The organism is Lactobacillus sp. W8174 (assembly GCF_016100975.1).
GTDB classification, from domain to species: Bacteria; Bacillota; Bacilli; order Lactobacillales; family Lactobacillaceae; genus Lactobacillus; species Lactobacillus juensis.
In genome coordinates this window covers 87,596-104,855 of record NZ_JACFRN010000003.1, presented here as the reverse complement: position 1 = coordinate 104,855, position 17,260 = coordinate 87,596, and the positions used below count along the sequence as shown (strand labels likewise).

Here is a 17,260-nt window from a genome sequence, read left to right as displayed (position 1 = left end):
ATTTTTTAAGGTGGTATTATGTTCTTCAATACTAAAAAATACAAGGAAGAAGTGGAGAAAAACCACAAACGCGACCTTGCAAAGGAACCTAGCAGACTAAGCATGCTTTTCTTGGCTATCTTGGCAACTTTTGCACCTACTCGTGTTTTCTTTCGTTTACATAAAAAAAGGATTGAAGATAATGCCACAATTGAACCAAAAAAAGGCGATTTTGAACAAGTACCTATTATATATTTTCATGGCTTTCGTGGCGGTGACTACACTACAAAGGTAATGGTCAAGCAGGCACTTGCTGATAAAGGCAATCCCAAGTATCTCAAAGTTACTGCTGATTTACTGGGTAACTTTAAGCTAGAAGGAACTTGGACTGGTGATCCTAATCCAATTGTGCAGGTTGTTTTTCGCCAGCGTCTTGTTGGTGTGTATGCAATTGACTACTACCTGCGTTTCACATTACCATTTTTAGCGCAAAAGTACCACTTTTCACACTATTCGGCAATCGCACACTCTTTGGCCTGCCCCTGCATAGTACGAACCGAAATGCGTGAATACCGGAAGAAAAACTTCCCTCATTTAGTTAAATGTGCTTTCATTGCGGGACCTTTTGATGGTGTAGTTTATTTAGGAGATATCCCTAACGTCAACGCCTTTAACCACAAAGGTCGTCCAGCTGTGGTGAATCTGCATTATCTGTACCTCTTGTTCAGACGCAAACGGTTTAATCCCAACATTTCAGTATTAAATATTTATGGCAATGTTTTGGACAACACCAACAGCGACAAGTTTATTTCCGTCACTTCGGCTAAAAGCATCCGCTATATTCTAGCACCTTATGCCAAATCTTATCATGAAGTTGAGATTCGGGGTAAAAAGTACGCTGAACACAGCTGGATGCACGATAACCCATTTGTCATCGACATTATTGATAAGTTTATTGGTCTTAAAAAATAATTTAATTTTGGAGGAAACACGTGTGATTCTGCTCCGCGATATAGGACGCATCATCATTATTACTAATACTATCTTAGCCTTTTATATTGTCTTTCATAGAAGACGCTCTGTTTCAACAACTTGGGCTTGGCTGATTATCCTGCTGGTTTTTCCAGTTTTAGGGATGATCATTTACGGCTTTTTTGGTCGGGGAATTTCACAAGAAAATATTTTTGCTATTAACAAGCAACATCATATTGGATTGCGGAATGTGCAAAAATCAATTACTGCTGCACCTAAAAAAATCAGTGCTTCTGATACCTCAAATAAAGCCAAAATGGTGGTGCACTTTTTTGATCATGATGGCGAGTCACCGTTGAGCAAAAACAATCACGTTAAGCTCTATACCGATGGTGAAATCATGTTTCACGACATGATGGCTGATATTAAAAATGCCAAACAATCAGTGAACGTGGAATTTTATACCTTTTATAATGATGATATTGGCAATGACTTTCTTGATTTGCTGATTAAAAAAGCACAAGAAGGCGTATCTGTGCGTTTGCTCTATGATGCCTGGGGTTCAATGGGTGCAACCAAGACCTGGTTTGATCAGTTAAGAAAAGCTGGCGGCGTAGTCCTGCCCTTTATTACCTCACGCAACATGATTACGCGGTACCGGATTAACTACCACCTGCACCGTAAAATTGTAGTAGTTGACGGCAAAACTTCTTGGACTGGTGGCTTTAATATAGGTGACCAGTACCTGAGTCGCAAGAAAAAATTTGGTTACTGGCGTGACAGTCAGGTAAGGATTGTCGGATCTGCTTCTTTACTTTTGCAAGAGCGGTTTGTGATGGATTGGAATGCCTCAATTCAAAAAGAAAACCAAGTCATTGCTTTCAATACCATTCTTTTTCCCAACTTAGATGAAAATGAGATTCATGCTGGTGATGTAGCAACGCAAATAGTTTCAGACGGACCTGACCGCTATAATGCCAATATGCGTAATGGTATTATGCGGCTAATGTCTCTAGCAAAAAAACGGCTCTGGATTCAAACACCGTATTTAATTCCTGATGATGCGATGTTTGCCACTTTGCAAACAATTGCCCAGTCAGGAGTAGACTTACGAATTATGATACCGTGTAAACCTGACCACCCATTTATTTATCGCGCTACACAATGGTATGCCAATGAATTATCCCGTTATGGTATTAAAATTTATATTTACAACAAAGGATTCATTCATGCCAAAACAATTGTAGTAGACGACACTTTTTCTACAGTGGGATCAATGAATCAGGATTACCGCTCATATGATCTTAACTTTGAAGATATTGCCGTTTTTTATGATAAAAATTTCACTCGTGAGGTTGCTAAATCATTTGAAGACGATATGAAAGTTTCTTCATTATTGACACCCCAAGATATTGCCAAACAAGGTCGTTGGCTTAAGATTTTGCAAAGCTTTTCACGGATGCTTTCACCAATTTTATAGCAGCTAAAAAGCCTTCCAAGACGGAAGGCTTTTAAAATGCGCTATTTTTATTTATTTATTCCGCAAAGTGATAAACAGTTTCAGCTGGATAGCGAGTTGTTTTAGCCATAGTTTCTTCGGTTTCATTGCTCTTACCAATTACTATTGCCATAACTGGTAAGTAGCGTTTGGGCTCTAAGTTAAAGGTTCTGGCAATTTTAGATTCGTCATAGCCAGCAATTGGGTTAGTGTCGTAACCATGATTGCGGGCAACAAGCATAAACTGCATAGCAGCAAGTGAGCAAGACCTAATGGAATCAATTGCACAAGAATAATATGTGCCATTTTCATAAGATGGCAAAAAGGTTCTTAAGACTTCGTCTAATTTTTCCTTAGTGATATTGCCTGTCTCATATTCCTTGGTCCAATTTTCACGATATTTTTTATAAGCATAAACATCAGCAAAGACTTGCACAACAGCAGCACAGCTGTCCATCTGGGGATCGTTAAATCTCAACATGTATTTCTTAACTTTAGCAATAGTTTCCGGGGTATCTGCTACTTCAAAGTGCCAGCCTTGTAAATTGCAGCCGGAAGGAGCCGTTACTGTTTCTTCAAACATTTCTTTAAATTCTGAACGCGGAATTTTGACACTTTTATCAAAATGGCGCACAGAATGACGGTTTTGTACTACATCATTAAAATCGTTATTACGCATATCTTCACACTTTCTAATATAAATATATCTCTACTATGTTAATTTTACTACATTTTGTTATCTTTTTCACATAATTTTTCGACAAAATTAGCAGTATAATAAAATTTAAATATTATAAGTAAGGAAGGCCATAAAAATGAAAAAATTAGTTAGAGACAAAATACCAGAATTTGCGCACTATGCTACTTATCGTGAACTTAGTCACGCAGAAATTGAACCAGCTTTAAAGAAAAAATTAATTGAAGAAACTAATGAAGTTCTTGCTGCTAAAACTGAAACTAATTTAATTGAAGAATTAGGTGATGTTTACGAAGTCATTTTGGCATACCTCAAATTTAAAAATGTTGATCAAGCTACTTTTTTAAAACAAGTAAAAGAAAAGCGCGCCCTTAAGGGCGGCTTTACAAAATATCTAGAAATGAATTGGGAAGAAAAATAAGCCCATGAAAAAAGCCACGTTAATGTGTGACTTAAAAAATGTCTTGAATTTCAATCCGAATATCATGGTGAATATGGTTTTTAAGTGCCTCAACAATTTGTGCTACGCCATAGGAAAAGCGAAGATAATATTGTCTGTTCTTCTGGGTTGTTAAAATACAAATTACCTGCTTTTTCTTCGGATTAGGCACTTTAATTAAAGTGACCATCGCAATCTCTGAATATGAGACTGTCCGCCGAAAGTAACCTGAAACAACAGCCCTTTTAGGCGCGAGACCCGTAAAACCATCAATAATACCAATCAACAAGAAGATTGCCAAAAAAATATTGAGACCTGGATCGCCCTTTTCAATTAATTGCCAGGCAAAACCTATCCAAATAAAAATTACGGCCCAAATAACTGAAGACGAGCGATAATGTCCCTTTAAGTCAATATTTGCTTGCCAGTACCAACTATAACAAGTGTAGCCTAAAAGCAAGGCATCCAAAATCAGATAAAAAACTATCATATAACTCTCCTCAATTGTATTTTCATCTATTATAACAGATTGACAGTCGTTAGATATTTTTTCAACATTAATGATATTTTACTTGCATTTTTATTAAAATCATGATTAAATTATTATCAAATTAAATGCAATGAAAAAGACGAGTAGATAACTTACCTCTTTAAGTGAATCGGTGATAGTGGAAAACCGTTAGACCCTGGGTTATTGAAAAACACTTTTAGCAGCACGCTGAAATTCTTGTAAGAGTAGGTTGTGTCGTCTCCAGTACGTTACCACGCTGGTGAAGCATGATAGTGCTTCATGAGTTGGCCCTTTGGGGCAATTAAGGTGGTACCGCGGAAAAAGCCTTTCGTCCTTGTTTTTATTAAAAACGGGATAAAGGGCTTTTTCTTTTCCTTAAATTTACAGGAGGTCAAAACAATGACTTTAATTTTACCCGAAGATTATCATCCAACTCTCACAATTCGCGATACCGAAGCAGCAATTGTTTATATCCGTGAAGAATTTCAAAAGGTTTTAGCTAAAAAATTACATTTACAACGAATGTCTGCCCCACTGTTCGTCGAAAAGCATACAGGACTTAATGATAACCTGAATGGCGTTGAACGTCCAGTTGCTTTTGATGCCAAGGATTTACCAGCAGATGACACAGTTGAAATCGTGCATTCCCTTGCCAAATGGAAAAGAATGGCACTGAAGAAATATGGCTTTAACATGCATGAGGGCCTTTTTACCAACATGAACGCCATTCGCCGCGATGAAGATTTAGACAATTTTCACTCAATTTATGTAGATCAATGGGATTGGGAAAAAATCATTGCCAAAGAGGAAAGAACGATAGAAACTCTTAAAAGTACCGTTACCAAGATTTTTGCTGCAATAAAGGAAATTGAAGCTGGCTGTGTTTCCCGTTACCCTGCTTCTACTTACCGTTTACCAGAAAAACTTTACTTTATTACTACGCAAGAATTAGAAGATCGCTGGCCGGATATCAGCCCTGAAGAAAGAGAAAACAAAATAACTGCTGAAGAAAAGGCTGTCTTTATAATGAAAGTCGGCGATAAACTGAAGAGAAGCGGCAAACCACACGATGGTCGTGCACCCGATTATGATGACTGGGAATTAAACGGTGACCTGATTTTCTGGTATGAACCGTTAAAGCAAAAAATCGAAATTTCTTCGATGGGGATTCGCGTTAGTCCTGAAAGTCTGCACGAACAACTGAAGAAGGCAGATTGCCTTGATCGTGAAAAATTGGAATTTCACCGCATGTTGCTTGCTGGAGAATTACCTTATACCATTGGTGGTGGGATTGGGCAATCTCGCTTATGCATGCTTTTGCTTGGCAAAGCTCACATTGGTGAAGTTCAAGCCAGTGTTTGGCCTCATGATATGATTACTAAATGCAAAGAACATGACATTCAAATTCTATAACAAATGAAAACCATGCTGTCAAAATTGATGGCACGGTTTTTTGGCTCTATAATTTATCCTGTTGATGACTAACTAAGAACCCAGAGGCAAACAAAAAAGCTATCATATGTAATGAGTTTTTAATCATTAATATTGAAGGATACCTGATATTTGATAGGCACTGCCCTAACTTCATCTTCAGGTCTAATTATAGGATTCTTAAATGGATAAATTACAGGTTGATTACCATCAAAGAAAACAAAGTAAATCCAATAATTATCGAATTCCAACGCATGTTGGCGTTCACCTTCTGACATTTGGAAAGTTATCTGATTACTTATATTAGTAGAGGTTGTCTTAACCTCTATATGACGTTCAGTCCCGTCTTTTTCAAAAGATAGAATGTCATACCCATATGAATCAGATTTATTTGATCTCTGTATGATTCTACCTTGTAATTTAGGATAATCCTTTAATCTATTGGCTTCATAGAGCATTACCTGCTTCTCACCAGCAGCTCCAATATCAGTCTTTTTCTTCTCCTCTTCGAAATAGTCAATCTTGGGAAGAAGCTTATTGGTCTTAGATTTGGATCTAGTCTTCTTATGCTTAACTATTTTCTTATTAATTGCAATCGGGGCCTTATATGTATATGATTCTCTATTTGAATTAGCATTATCATAATCGGAATAAGAGTTGAGAAATTTTAGAAAAGCCTTGGTGCTGGCCATAGGGTACCTATGGTTTTCTTGATTAAATTTAGCAAAACCATTTAACTCCATAATTGCACTCAGATTTTTCTTAAAAGTATCACTGAAGACATCATCTGGAATAGATCCATAAATAGTCTTATAATTGAACAACATCTTGATTATACCGTCTCGATAACTATGGGGTCTACCACTGTTAGTAGCTTTCTTCGCTTTGCTTTCCTCTTCCTCATAATTTTTGAATTGCTCAAATATTTTTTTAAGATATTCATTATCTCTGATATCATTAAGCTTTTGGTCGTTTACTCGTTTTACCCAAACAAATTGAACCATTAACCTCACCTCGTAATCTTATAATCTAGAATAACATAAAGGTTCACAATTTATTTCCAGAGATTCAGGATTATTCAATTTAACAAAAATGATTAGTCAATTGGGACAAAATTTTAATAGCAAGTCTTTCTATTTATTTAAAATTGCTCTATTATATTCTAATTATTTTCATTCAAGTCATCATCCAGTTCTATCTCAAATTCTGCAGCGATTTCTCCAATTAATGAGCTGACAGAACCATATTCCTTTTTTAAGACCTATTTTGTCACTAAGCGAAATGTAAATAGTCATATACTTTCCCTTTTCTTAGACTAAATTCTCTTTTAAGAGCAGACTTTTGATTAACTCTGTATTATTTTATTTTAATCCTCATGGTCTTTTTCACCTTGTTCGTTTGAATTTTTGCTTAGTTTCGTTGATTCGATTCACTATTTTTGCGTAAGAGTAAAACCTATGTATGAGTATCTTGACAAATCACTTAAAGTAACACTATCGAACATTTATTGCAATAACCCTATATGTTAGACAAAATCTTGTAGTAAACTAGCAGTAGCAGAACTAGTTTTAAGAAAGGCAAAATTATGATTGATGCAAATGAAATAGCTGAGTTAAAAAATGATATTGATCAGGCACGCCACATTACTTTTCTGACTGGTGCCGGAGTTTCAACTCATTCTGGTATTCCTGATTATCGCTCTAAAAACGGTATTTATGATGGCGTCTCTGAAAGTCCGGAAACAATTTTAAGTGAGGAAACACTTTATCAGCGACCAGAATTCTTCTACAAATTTGTGATGGATAATATGTATTTCCCTGAAGCCAAGCCAAATGAAATCCACCAGAAAATTGCCGAGATCTGCAACGAAAAAGGCGATCTAATCACACAAAATGTTGATGGCTTGGATACCAAAGCCGGCAATAAACACGTAACCGAATTTCATGGCTGTCTTTATAATATTTACTGCACTAAGTGTCATAAACCAGTTTCATACGTTGAATACGCCAAATCTTACCAGCATGAAAATTGTGGCGGTATTATCAGACCAGGAATTGTTTTATACGGTGAAGCCATTAACGGAGACAGTTTAGCCAAATCTGTCAATGCAATGCAAAATTCTGACCTTGTAATTATTTCAGGCACCAGTTTCGTCGTGTACCCTTTTGCCCAGCTTTTATCTTACAGACAAGCTGGAGCAAAAGTTTGGGCAATTAATAAAACTGCCATTCCAGCAGAAGGAATTTCCTCCATTATTGCGGATGCACTAGATGTTTTTAAACAGCTTTAACTAGTTTTTAAAAAGAAAGCCCTTTAAACCAACAGAATTGCTTTTTTACCCGGATGCTATAAATTACTTGTGCTAAAATACGACACAGTAATTAAAAATAATTCTGAACTAGAAAAGAGCTTTTAAATGGCAATTTTTAAAATGTATGCTCCCTTTTTCAGTGGAAGTAATTGGATTCACGTACTGACCAGTGGCAAAGATTGGCTCGTCATCTTAACCTTGATTCTAATGGAATGCCTGCTTTCTGTTGATAATGCAGTTGTTTTGGCAGCGCAAACCAAGGTTTTGCCTGACAAGAAACAACAGGAAAAATCATTATTCTATGGTCTTTGGGGCGCATACATTTTTCGTTTCATTGTGATCGGCATTGGTACTTATCTGATCAATTTTTGGGAAATTAAACTAGCAGGCAGTCTCTATCTTTTTTATCTATCCTTCAAGTTTTTCTACGAGCAAAGGCATCCCCAAAAGGCTGCCGCAAGCGCAAAGATTGAAAGTGCAAAAATTACTAAGCATTCCCCCAAAAAGGGCAAACATTTTCTGTCACTTTTCTGGCGGACCGTTATTTCAATTGAAGCAATGGATATCGTATTTTCAATTGATTCAGTGTTAGCTGCCCTAGCGGTTTCCAATAATCCGGTAGTAGTATTAATTGGTGGCATGATTGGTATCTTATGTATGCGCGGTGTTGCCGAAATCATCATCAAATTGATGGACATTATTCCTGAACTGCAACCGATGGCTTACGTTTTAATTGCTATCATTGCTCTTAAACTTTTATTGTCTTTACCACCGTTACATTACGAACTGCCTAATACAACTTTTGCCTTTATTGTGTTCGGTATTCTTCTCTTAACTATTGCTTTTCATTTTATACGAGCAAAAAAGAAAAGACGGAAACTATAATCTTTGTTCAACGTATTCTTTGAGCACAACTGCCTGGTTGTGCTCTTTATTCTTTGCACCATAAAGAAAAAGGACATCTTGTTTTGCAAGTTCGTCTTTCACTCGGGTGACAAAACTGGCAGTCACAGGATTATGTTCTAATTCAGCAATGTACTTTTGCCTAAACTCAGGATATTTAGTATCATCGTGATTGAACCACTTACGCAATTCGGTGCTGGGACCAATTTCTTTAACCCACTCATCCAAATTAGCATCTTTTTTGCTTTTGCCTCGTGGCCACAGACGATCAACTAAAATGCGGTAGCCAGCAGGCTGCTCATGTTCGTAAATGCGTACTAATTTTATCTTTGTCATTGTAATATCTCCTTTTAGTTTAAGTTTACTACACGGAAGAAAAAATGAATTATTCAACTTATTTCTCTAATAGATCAACTGCTGCCATTACTAAAGATTTGATTGGCAGACCATTAACATATAATGATGGCCAGAATATAATGGGTGGCTATATTGTGGAAGCAGAAGCTTACCTGGGCGTTAAAGACCGGGCAGCACATTCTTATGGCGGTCATCGCAGTCCGGCTAATGAGGGGCTTTATCGTAAAGGCGGAACTATCTACATTTACGCCCAAAGACAGTATTTCTTTTTCGATGTCGCAGCACAAGAATATAATGAGCCACAAGGAGTTTTAATCAGGGCTATCGAACCAGTCTGGGGCATAGAGCAGATGATTAAAAACCGTGCCGGTAAAAATGGCGTGCTTTTAACTAATGGTCCTGCTAAAATGATGCAGGCTTTTGGTATTCACGATAAAAAATGGAATTTACACTTCCTGTCTGACTCTCCATTTAAAATTGATTTAGACGACAGTCATAAAAAGTGGGCTAAGGAAATTAAAACCAGTGCCAGAATTGGCGTGAGTCAATCTGAATTAGAATGGGCCAATAAAAAATTACGTTACTATGTAGCAGGTAATCCCTATGTTTCCAGAATGAAAAAAAGTGCCTATCAAAAGGATAATGGCTGGCAGTGAGAGCAGGATCCCAGCAGCCTTTTAAAATAGTAAAAGATAATAAATGAGATAATTATAAAATATTTTTTAAATAAAATTATTGACAAGTCACTCTTAATAGCCTATTATTTTTCTAAGTTAAATAATTTCCAATGCAATAGAGGTCGCGGTTGTTACGAAACTAATCTGAGTGAGCGAACACTTTGAAGGTTAGCGTAAGAATTACTGCCGAAACAAAAATGTTGTTCGTTTCAATCTTTTTGTTGGGCTGCAAGAGAATATTTTGCAGACTGTCCTGGTTCATCTCCAGGGAGCGCTATATGATTTGTTTAAAAAATAGATTATAACCTCGTTGTTTTTGACTAACAGCGAGGTTTTTGTTTACGCTTTTATTGTATTGGCTTTATTTGAAACATATTTTGTGGAGGTTTTCAAAATGAAGTCAAGATTTAAGTGGCTGGCTACCTTAGTTGCCTTATTCACCTGTTTGGGCATTGGGGCTAATTTTAGTCTGAATGAAGTTAACGCCAAAAAGGACGATGGTACGCTAAAAGTCGCCATGGAAGCTAATTATCAGCCGTACAATTGGACACAGACTAATAATGCCAATGGTGCTGTGCCAATTGAGGGCTCAAAAGAATACGCCAATGGTTATGACGTTAAAATTGCCAAAATTATTGGTCAAAAATTACATAGAAAAGTAGAAGTTGTTAAGACCGAATGGGACGGTTTGCTTCCTGCTTTAACCAGTGGCAAAGCTGATTTGATTATCGCTGGGATGAGTCCAACAGCTGAACGTGAAAAAGCCATTAATTTCTCTAAGCCATATAGAAACAGTACTTTTGTGGTAATTACCAAGATTAACAGCAGATATGCCAACGCTAAAAAGCTGACCGACTTTAAGGGTGCTAAATTAACAGCACAACAAGGTACTTTCCACTATGATCTGATCAAGCAGTTAAAAGGTGCTAAGAGACAACCGGCTATGCGCGATTTTGCGGCAATGCGGCAAAGTTTAATCTCCGGTACCATTGACGGCTATGTTGCCGAAGACACTGAGTCAACTTCCTTTAAGATGGTTGATCCTGACATTAAGTCAATTCCTGTCAGCAAAATGGCTGGTTTTCACGCTACTAAAGAAGAATCTGTCACTTCAATCGGAATTGCCAAGCCCAACAAGGCGCTGCTTAAGAGCGTTAACCAAATTTTAGCTACTATTCCCCAAGCAAAAAGGGTAAGGTTAATGACTGAAGCTGTTAAGGAGCAGCCTAAAACTGATAGTGATAAAAAAGGCAAAAAGGCTAAATCAGAACCGTGGTTAGTATCAATGTGGCGCCAATATGGCGGCATGATTTTAAACGGTATCGGTATGACCTTGCTTTTAGCTTCAGTTGGTACCATTGTAGGTTTCTTTATCGGTCTGGCAGTGGGTATTGTGAGAACTATTCCTACACCAACTACTACCGGTAAAAGATGGCTGCTTAAGTTTGTCAACTGGCTGCTTTCAGTTTATATCGAGATTTTTCGGGGTACGCCAATGATGGTTCAAGCCGCCGTGATTTACTATGGTATTGCTCAGTTCTGGCACTTGAATATTGACAGAACGGTGGCCGCACTAATCATTGTTTCCATTAACACTGGAGCATATTTAGCCGAAATTATTCGGGGAGGAATTATTTCTACACCCGAAGGTCAATTTGAAGCAGCCAGTGCGTTAGGAATGACCCACAACCAGAGAATGTGGCACATTATTCTGCCACAAGCAATCAAAAACTGTCTTCCTTCAATTACTAACGAATTTATCGTTAATATCAAGGATACCTCAGTTTTGAGTATCATCTCCGTATCAGAGTTGTTCTTCGTTGGTTCAACTATTGCGAGTCAGACATTTAAGTTCTTCCCAACTTACCTGACAATTTCTGCTATCTACCTCATCTTGACCTTTACCATTACCAGAATTTTCAATTTAATTGAAAAACACCTCCAAGGAAGTAAGAATTACAACTTAATGGCAAACCAAGTTCAAGTGGGCACACCAAAAGACATGGAGGCTAAGAACTAATGACTGAAACAAACGAAACTATTTTAAGTTTAAAGCACATCAAGAAAACATTCGGTGAACACCAAGTGTTAAAAGATATCTCTTTTGACATTAATAAAGGTGAAATTGCCACCATTATCGGTCCTTCAGGTGGCGGTAAATCAACTACTTTGCGCTGTATCAATCTGCTTGAAGAACCTACTGCCGGTGAAGTTGATTTTCGTGGTGAAAATGTTTTGGCACCAAACTACAATCGTAATATTTATCGTGCTAAAGTCGGCATGGTTTTCCAACAATTTGACTTGTTTGAAAATAAGAACGTTTTAGCTAATTGTATGGTAGGTCAAGAATTAGTATTGAAACGGTCAAAAGACGAGGCGCGTAAAATTGCACTTGCTAATCTGAAAAAAGTAGGTATGGAGCAATACGTTAATGCTCGTCCCAGCCAACTTTCAGGTGGACAACAACAACGGGTTGCGATTGCCCGTGCTATCTGCATGGATCCTGAAATTCTGTTATTTGATGAGCCTACTAGTGCTTTGGATCCTGAAATGGTCGGTGAAGTTTTAAGCGTCATGAAGAATCTGGCTACTACTGGTTTAACGATGATTATCGTAACCCACGAAATGGCGTTTGCGAAGGAGATTTCCGATCAAATGTTTTTCATCAGCGACGGAATAATTATTGAACAAGGTAAACCTGATCAATTATTCAATCACCCGCAAAATGAAAAAACCGTCAAGTTTTTGAGTAATTTTCAGAATAACTAATAAGGTCTAATTAAAAATAAAAAACTGGTAAATCTACGTGATGAATAACGTGATTTGCCAGTTTTTTAGTTTGCTTGTGGCTCTAAAAGTCCAATAATTTCCTGATTAAATTTAGTTGGCTCCTCCCACTGCGGGAAATGCCCGGAATGGTCAAACCAAATTATATTGCACGGACTAGTAATTTTAGCAGCATATTCTGCAGTCAACTGCGAGGACACATGATGGTCATGCCCGCCCTCACAGAAAGTGATGGGAATGGCAAAATGCAGGATATTTTCAAAATTAACGTCCATTAGTTCTTCCCAGAAGTATTGAATCGATTGCTTCGAGCCTTGCAAACGATGAATTAAGTCTTTAAAAGAATAATCTTTAGCAGATATAAACGGCCAAATTAATTTACGGTAGTTTTTAGCGCCATAGATTGAGCCGCCATAAGCTACAATCATTTTAGTTAATTTCAGGCTGGCATCAATTGGTTCGTGAACAAAATCAAGCTGATCAAGTTTGGCAGTGTTTTTCATTTTTGTTCGTAAAAAAGCTTTTTGTAAAGCAATATTCTTTTTCATATTAACGACTTGACCAATTCCGATGTATTGCGTAACCAGGTCTGGATACTTTTGAATAAAATAGAGCCCTAAAACCGTGCCCCAAGAATGACCCATGATAATCAATTTATCCTGTCTTAACCGTTTTAATAAATAAAGCACAAACTGATGAATATCTGTCAAGATGGTACTAATAGACAAGTTTTCTTCAGGTGAGAATTTATAATAAGACAGACCGCTGCCTCTTTGTTCCAGATTGACAAAGATAAAATGATCTTCTAGTTCACTATTAAACTTTTTGGTCAAGGGGATGCAAGCATCGCCTGGTCCACCGTGCAAATATAAAATGATTGGTTTTCGGCCTTGCTTTGAACTAATTGAAAAATAAAGTTTAGTGCCGTTAATTTCTACGTTTTCTATCACTGATGTACTACTCATTTTTTGCCTATATTCATATAATCAACTGTTATTATGCATACACTGCTACTTTATTTAAGTATATTATTAATGTCGCTACCTTGTAAATTGCAAATTATATTTATAAGGCTGACGCAATTTTTATCGAATAAAGGCTCATACTTGTACTACTCTAAACTAAAAAAGCTATCGGAAGAGCGAGCTGAGAAAACTGTAATAATTAAAAGGACTGAGACCGAAATAATATCGGTCTCAGTCCTTAGTTAAAATAAGTGAGAATTTGTAGAAGAATAGACAGTATTTTTACTTAGTAAATCACTTCTTTCTTACACCTATTTATTAAATACTTCATAATCAATGGCATCAGCCGACTTTCCAACCATTAGTGCAGAATAAACATCAGAATTAACGTTTAAAATAGTTCTGAGCATCCCTACGAACCATTCTACACCTGCAAAAATTGCTATACTTTCAACTGGTAATCCCATTTGAGGAACAATTATTGCTAGTGAAACCAAACCTGCTCCTGGAACAACAGCATTAGCAAGTGACACAAATGTTGATATTACAATAAGATAAAACATCTTATCTAAAGTAAAGTTAATATTATATAATTGCGCAATTGTAATCACCGTTATGGCCATATGCATGGCAGAACCATTAGAATTTAATGACATGCCTAATGGTAAAACCAAGTTAGTAATTCTATCTTTTAAGCCTAGTTTGTTTTTAGCTTCATTCATTTCAATCGGTAAAGTAATCGCCGAGGAAGTAGTAGCTAAAGCCATCAACGACATTTCTGACATATTGCTGATTAATTTAATTGGGTTAACTTTAAGATATAAAGATATAATTACAATCCAAATTAACAAATAAGCGAATGTTGCAAACCCATAGGAGAATAAGTATTTTATCAGCGGCAAAATTATTTTAATACCCAAATTGCTAATAGTAGAAGCAATCAGTGCAAAGATGCCTATTGGGGCAAAGAACATTACACAGGTTACTAATTGAATAATGACATCATTAAAGTCGATTATTAAGTCAAGCAATTTTGATTTAGGCTTTTTCTCCATAAATTTGCTTAATCCAATACCAAAAAAAATCGCAAAAATAATAATCTGAATAATTGTCCCATTAGATAAAGATTCGAAGATGTTGCTAGTAAAAAAGCTTAAAATTGTTTCACTTAACGAAACGGACTTAACATGTATTGCTTTTTCAGCAACCTTGGTGAGATGCACACCAATTCCAGGTTTAAATAATATTCCAACTAATGCACCGAAAGCAGCAGCAAGTAATGAGGAGATTGCAAAAATGACAATAGTTTTAATTCCTAATTTACTCAGTTCATTAGGTTTAATACCTCCTACTGCCTGAATTATTTGACCCAGTACCAAAATTGGTATGGACATCTGCATTAATTTTAAAAAAATATCACCAATTATCTTTAATTGAACTGAAAAACCAGGTAATGCAAACCCAAATATTACACCAAGAATAACGGCTATCAAAATCTGATTAACCATTGACAACTTTACTTTTTTTCTCATGGTAGTACCTACGTTTCTTTATTTGTAAGTAATTATGGTTCCAACATTTTCTGAAATATTTGGTAAATTAGAAATTGAAGTTATAATTGCTTTTCTATCTGGGTGATTTTTAACAAACAAAATAGCTGCTTGAATCTTAGGTAACATACTTCCTTTCGCAAATTGTCCCTGTTTTATATATATTTCAGCTTCAGAAACTGTAATATGACTCAAAGCTTTTTGATCTTTTTTTCCAAAATTGATGTAAACATTATCTACGGCTGTTAAAATTATTAAATTATCTGCTGAGATTCCTTCTGCAACTTTTTCAGAGCCAAAATCTTTATCAATAACAGCCTCTACGCCCTTAATTTTATTTTCTTCTATAATAACTGGTATACCGCCACCACCGGCAACGATTGGTACAATGCCAGCGTTAACAGTATCCTTAATAATATCCCCTTCAACTATTTTTACTGGCTTAGGAGAAGGTACAACTTTTCTATAGCCACGACCCGCGTCTTCAATAAATGTATCATTACTGTTTCTTTGAAGCTCAACCACTTCTTCTTTAGTATAAAAAGGACCTATAGGCTTGCTCGGAGATTTAAACGAAGGATCATTTTTATCAACTTCAGATTGAGTAATAACAGTCAGGGACTTAACATTTTCACCCAGCTCTTGAGATGCATTGTCCAAGCCCTGCTGAATCCAGTAGCCAATACTACCTTCCGTCATTGCTCCACAAGTATCTAGCTTAAATGCTGGATTCTTTTTTGAATTAGCAGCACTTTGTTGTAGTAACAAATTACCTACTTGAGGTCCATTACCGTGACAAATCGCCACCTTATTTCCAGCCATAATATATTCAACAATATAGCGTGTAGCTCTATTAACCGTTTCTTTTTGCCCAATGTCTGTTGGATCCTTTTCTAAGATCGCATTTCCACCAAGGGCGATTACACTAGTTGCCATTATACAGCTGTCTCCCCTTTCTCTGAGTCAGTTGCCATTACAGCAAAGACAATCAAGCCAATTATTAGCAAACCACAACCTAAGTAAAAGCCAATTTCCATTTGTCCTGTTACATCTGCTAACCAGCCAGTAATATATGGTGCCAAAATAGAGCCAGACATACCTATAAAATTGTAGGCACTTAATGTAGTTGACAAAGAACCATAAGGTGCCTTTTTAGTTACATAAGCCACTATGATAGGATCAATCGCTAATTTACCCGTCAAGCCATATAAGATCAACACTGCAATCAGCAAAGTTTTATTAGAAACGAAAGCAATTGCAAATACTGAAATGATTGAAAGTGGAACTAAAATATATATCCATTTTTTAGTGCTACCAGTTTTATCAGCTAATTTCGCAAAAATTAATGCTCCTGGTATTGAAGCCCATGGTACCAAGGAAGAAATAAAGCCTACACTGCCACCTTGAAATCCTCTATTGGAAATTAAGAAAGATGGTAGCCAAGTAATAATCACAAAGTTAGCGTAAATACTGCAGAAGCAAAGAATAAAGGCTGCAACTAGATTCTTGTCTGTAAAAATTTTTTTAAGGGAAACTTTTTCTTCTGGTTGTTTCTCCTGCACTTCATTTTCTTTAGGTCTATAAACTTTTTCCTTTAAACATGTAAAGAACACTATCGCCAGGATGAATGTTGGAATTGCTACCACAAAGAATGGTACTTTCCAACTTTGATGGTTTTGTAAAACTAAATAGCTTGAAAGCAAGTATCCGCCAGAAGTACCAAAGGCCATCCCAGAATTGATAATAGCGGTACCTAAAGTAAGTTTATCTTGTGGAATAGCTTCTGATGACAAAGCGTACTGCGGACCATAATAAGAGGCTTGTCCCACACCCGCAAGGGCTCTAATAATTAAAAACAAAGTAAAACTTGCAGCAATTCCGGATAGCCAGCTCATTACAGCTAATACAATAAAACCTATTGTAATCACTAATTTTCTTCCATACTTATCACCCAAAGCACCAAATGGTACCTGGAAAATGGCATAAGTTAAAAAGAAAATACTATTTGCTAATCCTAATTGTGTGTTGTTTAAGCCAAATTGCTTGCCAACGATACCCATAATAGGATTGAAAATGGTTCGTGTACCATACATCAATATCCAGCCTAGGAAAAATATAATGACAACTCTTATCCAATAATTTTTGGAAACTTTTACGCCCTCTTCATCTTTTTTCATTATTCG

General features: G+C 36.5%; 17 protein-coding genes and 1 other annotated feature. Of the genes, 9 read left to right on the top strand and 8 right to left on the bottom strand.

Annotated features, from left to right (window positions below; translation table 11 throughout):
• Positions 1 to 18: 18 nt before the first annotated feature.
• Together H3U49_RS05210 and cls are read left to right on the top strand one after the other, a co-directional pair.
• A complete protein-coding gene (locus H3U49_RS05210) occupies positions 19 to 951 on the top strand; it encodes an alpha/beta hydrolase (RefSeq protein WP_198180218.1) in 933 nt (310 codons plus the stop codon).
• 22 nt (positions 952 to 973) lie between these two features.
• On the top strand, positions 974 to 2,431 hold the full coding sequence (gene cls, locus H3U49_RS05205) for a cardiolipin synthase (RefSeq protein WP_265893541.1): 1,458 nt from the start codon (positions 974 to 976) through the stop codon (positions 2,429 to 2,431).
• Between the two features lie 55 nt (positions 2,432 to 2,486).
• On the opposite strand, the gene H3U49_RS05200 is transcribed toward cls, so the two are convergent.
• A complete protein-coding gene (locus H3U49_RS05200; protein ID WP_034980832.1) occupies positions 2,487 to 3,128 on the bottom strand; it encodes a nitroreductase family protein in 642 nt (213 codons plus the stop codon).
• A 136-nt stretch (positions 3,129 to 3,264) separates the two neighbouring features.
• Between H3U49_RS05200 and H3U49_RS05195 the strand changes: the two genes are divergently transcribed.
• The gene (locus H3U49_RS05195; RefSeq protein ID WP_034980833.1) at positions 3,265 to 3,567 is read left to right on the top strand and encodes a nucleoside triphosphate pyrophosphohydrolase; all 303 of its coding nucleotides are present in this window, start codon (positions 3,265 to 3,267) and stop codon (positions 3,565 to 3,567) included.
• A gap of 31 nt (positions 3,568 to 3,598) precedes the next feature.
• Here the strand turns inward: H3U49_RS05195 and H3U49_RS05190 are convergent, their stop codons facing one another.
• Complete coding sequence (locus tag H3U49_RS05190; protein ID WP_198180214.1) at positions 3,599 to 4,075, bottom strand: hypothetical protein; 477 nt, start codon at positions 4,073 to 4,075, stop codon at positions 3,599 to 3,601.
• A gap of 121 nt (positions 4,076 to 4,196) precedes the next feature.
• Positions 4,197 to 4,435, top strand: a binding site (T-box leader).
• Between the two features lie 60 nt (positions 4,436 to 4,495).
• Between H3U49_RS05190 and asnA the strand changes: the two genes are divergently transcribed.
• Positions 4,496 to 5,509: an aspartate--ammonia ligase gene (gene asnA / locus H3U49_RS05185; protein WP_198180213.1), complete on the top strand. Its 1,014-nt coding sequence runs from the start codon at positions 4,496 to 4,498 to the stop codon at positions 5,507 to 5,509.
• Positions 5,510 to 5,628: 119 nt separating this feature from the next.
• Here the strand turns inward: asnA and H3U49_RS05180 are convergent, their stop codons facing one another.
• Positions 5,629 to 6,531, bottom strand: coding sequence for a DUF3883 domain-containing protein (locus H3U49_RS05180; RefSeq protein ID WP_198180212.1), 903 nt, complete (start codon positions 6,529 to 6,531; stop codon positions 5,629 to 5,631).
• A gap of 581 nt (positions 6,532 to 7,112) precedes the next feature.
• Between H3U49_RS05180 and H3U49_RS05175 the strand changes: the two genes are divergently transcribed.
• Together H3U49_RS05175 and H3U49_RS05170 are read left to right on the top strand one after the other, a co-directional pair.
• Complete coding sequence (locus tag H3U49_RS05175; RefSeq protein WP_198180211.1) at positions 7,113 to 7,817, top strand: NAD-dependent protein deacylase; 705 nt, start codon at positions 7,113 to 7,115, stop codon at positions 7,815 to 7,817.
• Between the two features lie 126 nt (positions 7,818 to 7,943).
• The gene (locus H3U49_RS05170; RefSeq protein WP_198180210.1) at positions 7,944 to 8,723 is read left to right on the top strand and encodes a TerC family protein; all 780 of its coding nucleotides are present in this window, start codon (positions 7,944 to 7,946) and stop codon (positions 8,721 to 8,723) included.
• On the opposite strand, the gene H3U49_RS05165 is transcribed toward H3U49_RS05170, so the two are convergent.
• The gene (locus H3U49_RS05165) at positions 8,718 to 9,077 is read right to left on the bottom strand and encodes a DUF488 domain-containing protein (RefSeq protein WP_198180209.1); all 360 of its coding nucleotides are present in this window, start codon (positions 9,075 to 9,077) and stop codon (positions 8,718 to 8,720) included. The two genes, H3U49_RS05170 and H3U49_RS05165, sit on opposite strands and share 6 nt — an antisense overlap.
• A gap of 44 nt (positions 9,078 to 9,121) precedes the next feature.
• On the opposite strand from H3U49_RS05165, the gene H3U49_RS05160 reads away from it, so the two are divergent.
• The 3 genes from H3U49_RS05160 to H3U49_RS05150 all read left to right on the top strand — a co-directional run bounded on the left by H3U49_RS05160 (position 9,122) and on the right by H3U49_RS05150 (position 12,544).
• Positions 9,122 to 9,754: a DNA-3-methyladenine glycosylase gene (locus H3U49_RS05160; protein WP_198180208.1), complete on the top strand. Its 633-nt coding sequence runs from the start codon at positions 9,122 to 9,124 to the stop codon at positions 9,752 to 9,754.
• Between the two features lie 415 nt (positions 9,755 to 10,169).
• Positions 10,170 to 11,795: an ABC transporter substrate-binding protein/permease gene (locus tag H3U49_RS05155; RefSeq protein ID WP_198180206.1), complete on the top strand. Its 1,626-nt coding sequence runs from the start codon at positions 10,170 to 10,172 to the stop codon at positions 11,793 to 11,795.
• The gene (locus H3U49_RS05150; RefSeq protein WP_198180204.1) at positions 11,795 to 12,544 is read left to right on the top strand and encodes an amino acid ABC transporter ATP-binding protein; all 750 of its coding nucleotides are present in this window, start codon (positions 11,795 to 11,797) and stop codon (positions 12,542 to 12,544) included. Before H3U49_RS05155 ends, H3U49_RS05150 begins: the two co-directional genes overlap by 1 nt.
• A gap of 65 nt (positions 12,545 to 12,609) precedes the next feature.
• Here the strand turns inward: H3U49_RS05150 and H3U49_RS05145 are convergent, their stop codons facing one another.
• From H3U49_RS05145 to H3U49_RS05130, 4 genes are all read right to left on the bottom strand, one after another.
• Positions 12,610 to 13,512 carry an alpha/beta fold hydrolase gene (locus H3U49_RS05145; RefSeq protein WP_198223305.1) on the bottom strand — a complete coding sequence of 301 codons (903 nt, stop codon included), beginning with the start codon at positions 13,510 to 13,512 and terminating at the stop codon, positions 12,610 to 12,612.
• A 326-nt stretch (positions 13,513 to 13,838) separates the two neighbouring features.
• Entirely contained in the window at positions 13,839 to 15,059 is a 1,221-nt protein-coding gene (locus H3U49_RS05140) for a dicarboxylate/amino acid:cation symporter (protein WP_198180200.1), read from the bottom strand.
• 18 nt (positions 15,060 to 15,077) lie between these two features.
• On the bottom strand, positions 15,078 to 16,013 hold the full coding sequence (arcC, locus tag H3U49_RS05135) for a carbamate kinase (RefSeq protein WP_198180198.1): 936 nt from the start codon (positions 16,011 to 16,013) through the stop codon (positions 15,078 to 15,080).
• Positions 16,013 to 17,254 carry an MFS transporter gene (locus H3U49_RS05130; protein WP_198180196.1) on the bottom strand — a complete coding sequence of 414 codons (1,242 nt, stop codon included), beginning with the start codon at positions 17,252 to 17,254 and terminating at the stop codon, positions 16,013 to 16,015. Before H3U49_RS05130 ends, arcC begins: the two co-directional genes overlap by 1 nt.
• Positions 17,255 to 17,260: the final 6 nt, after the last annotated feature.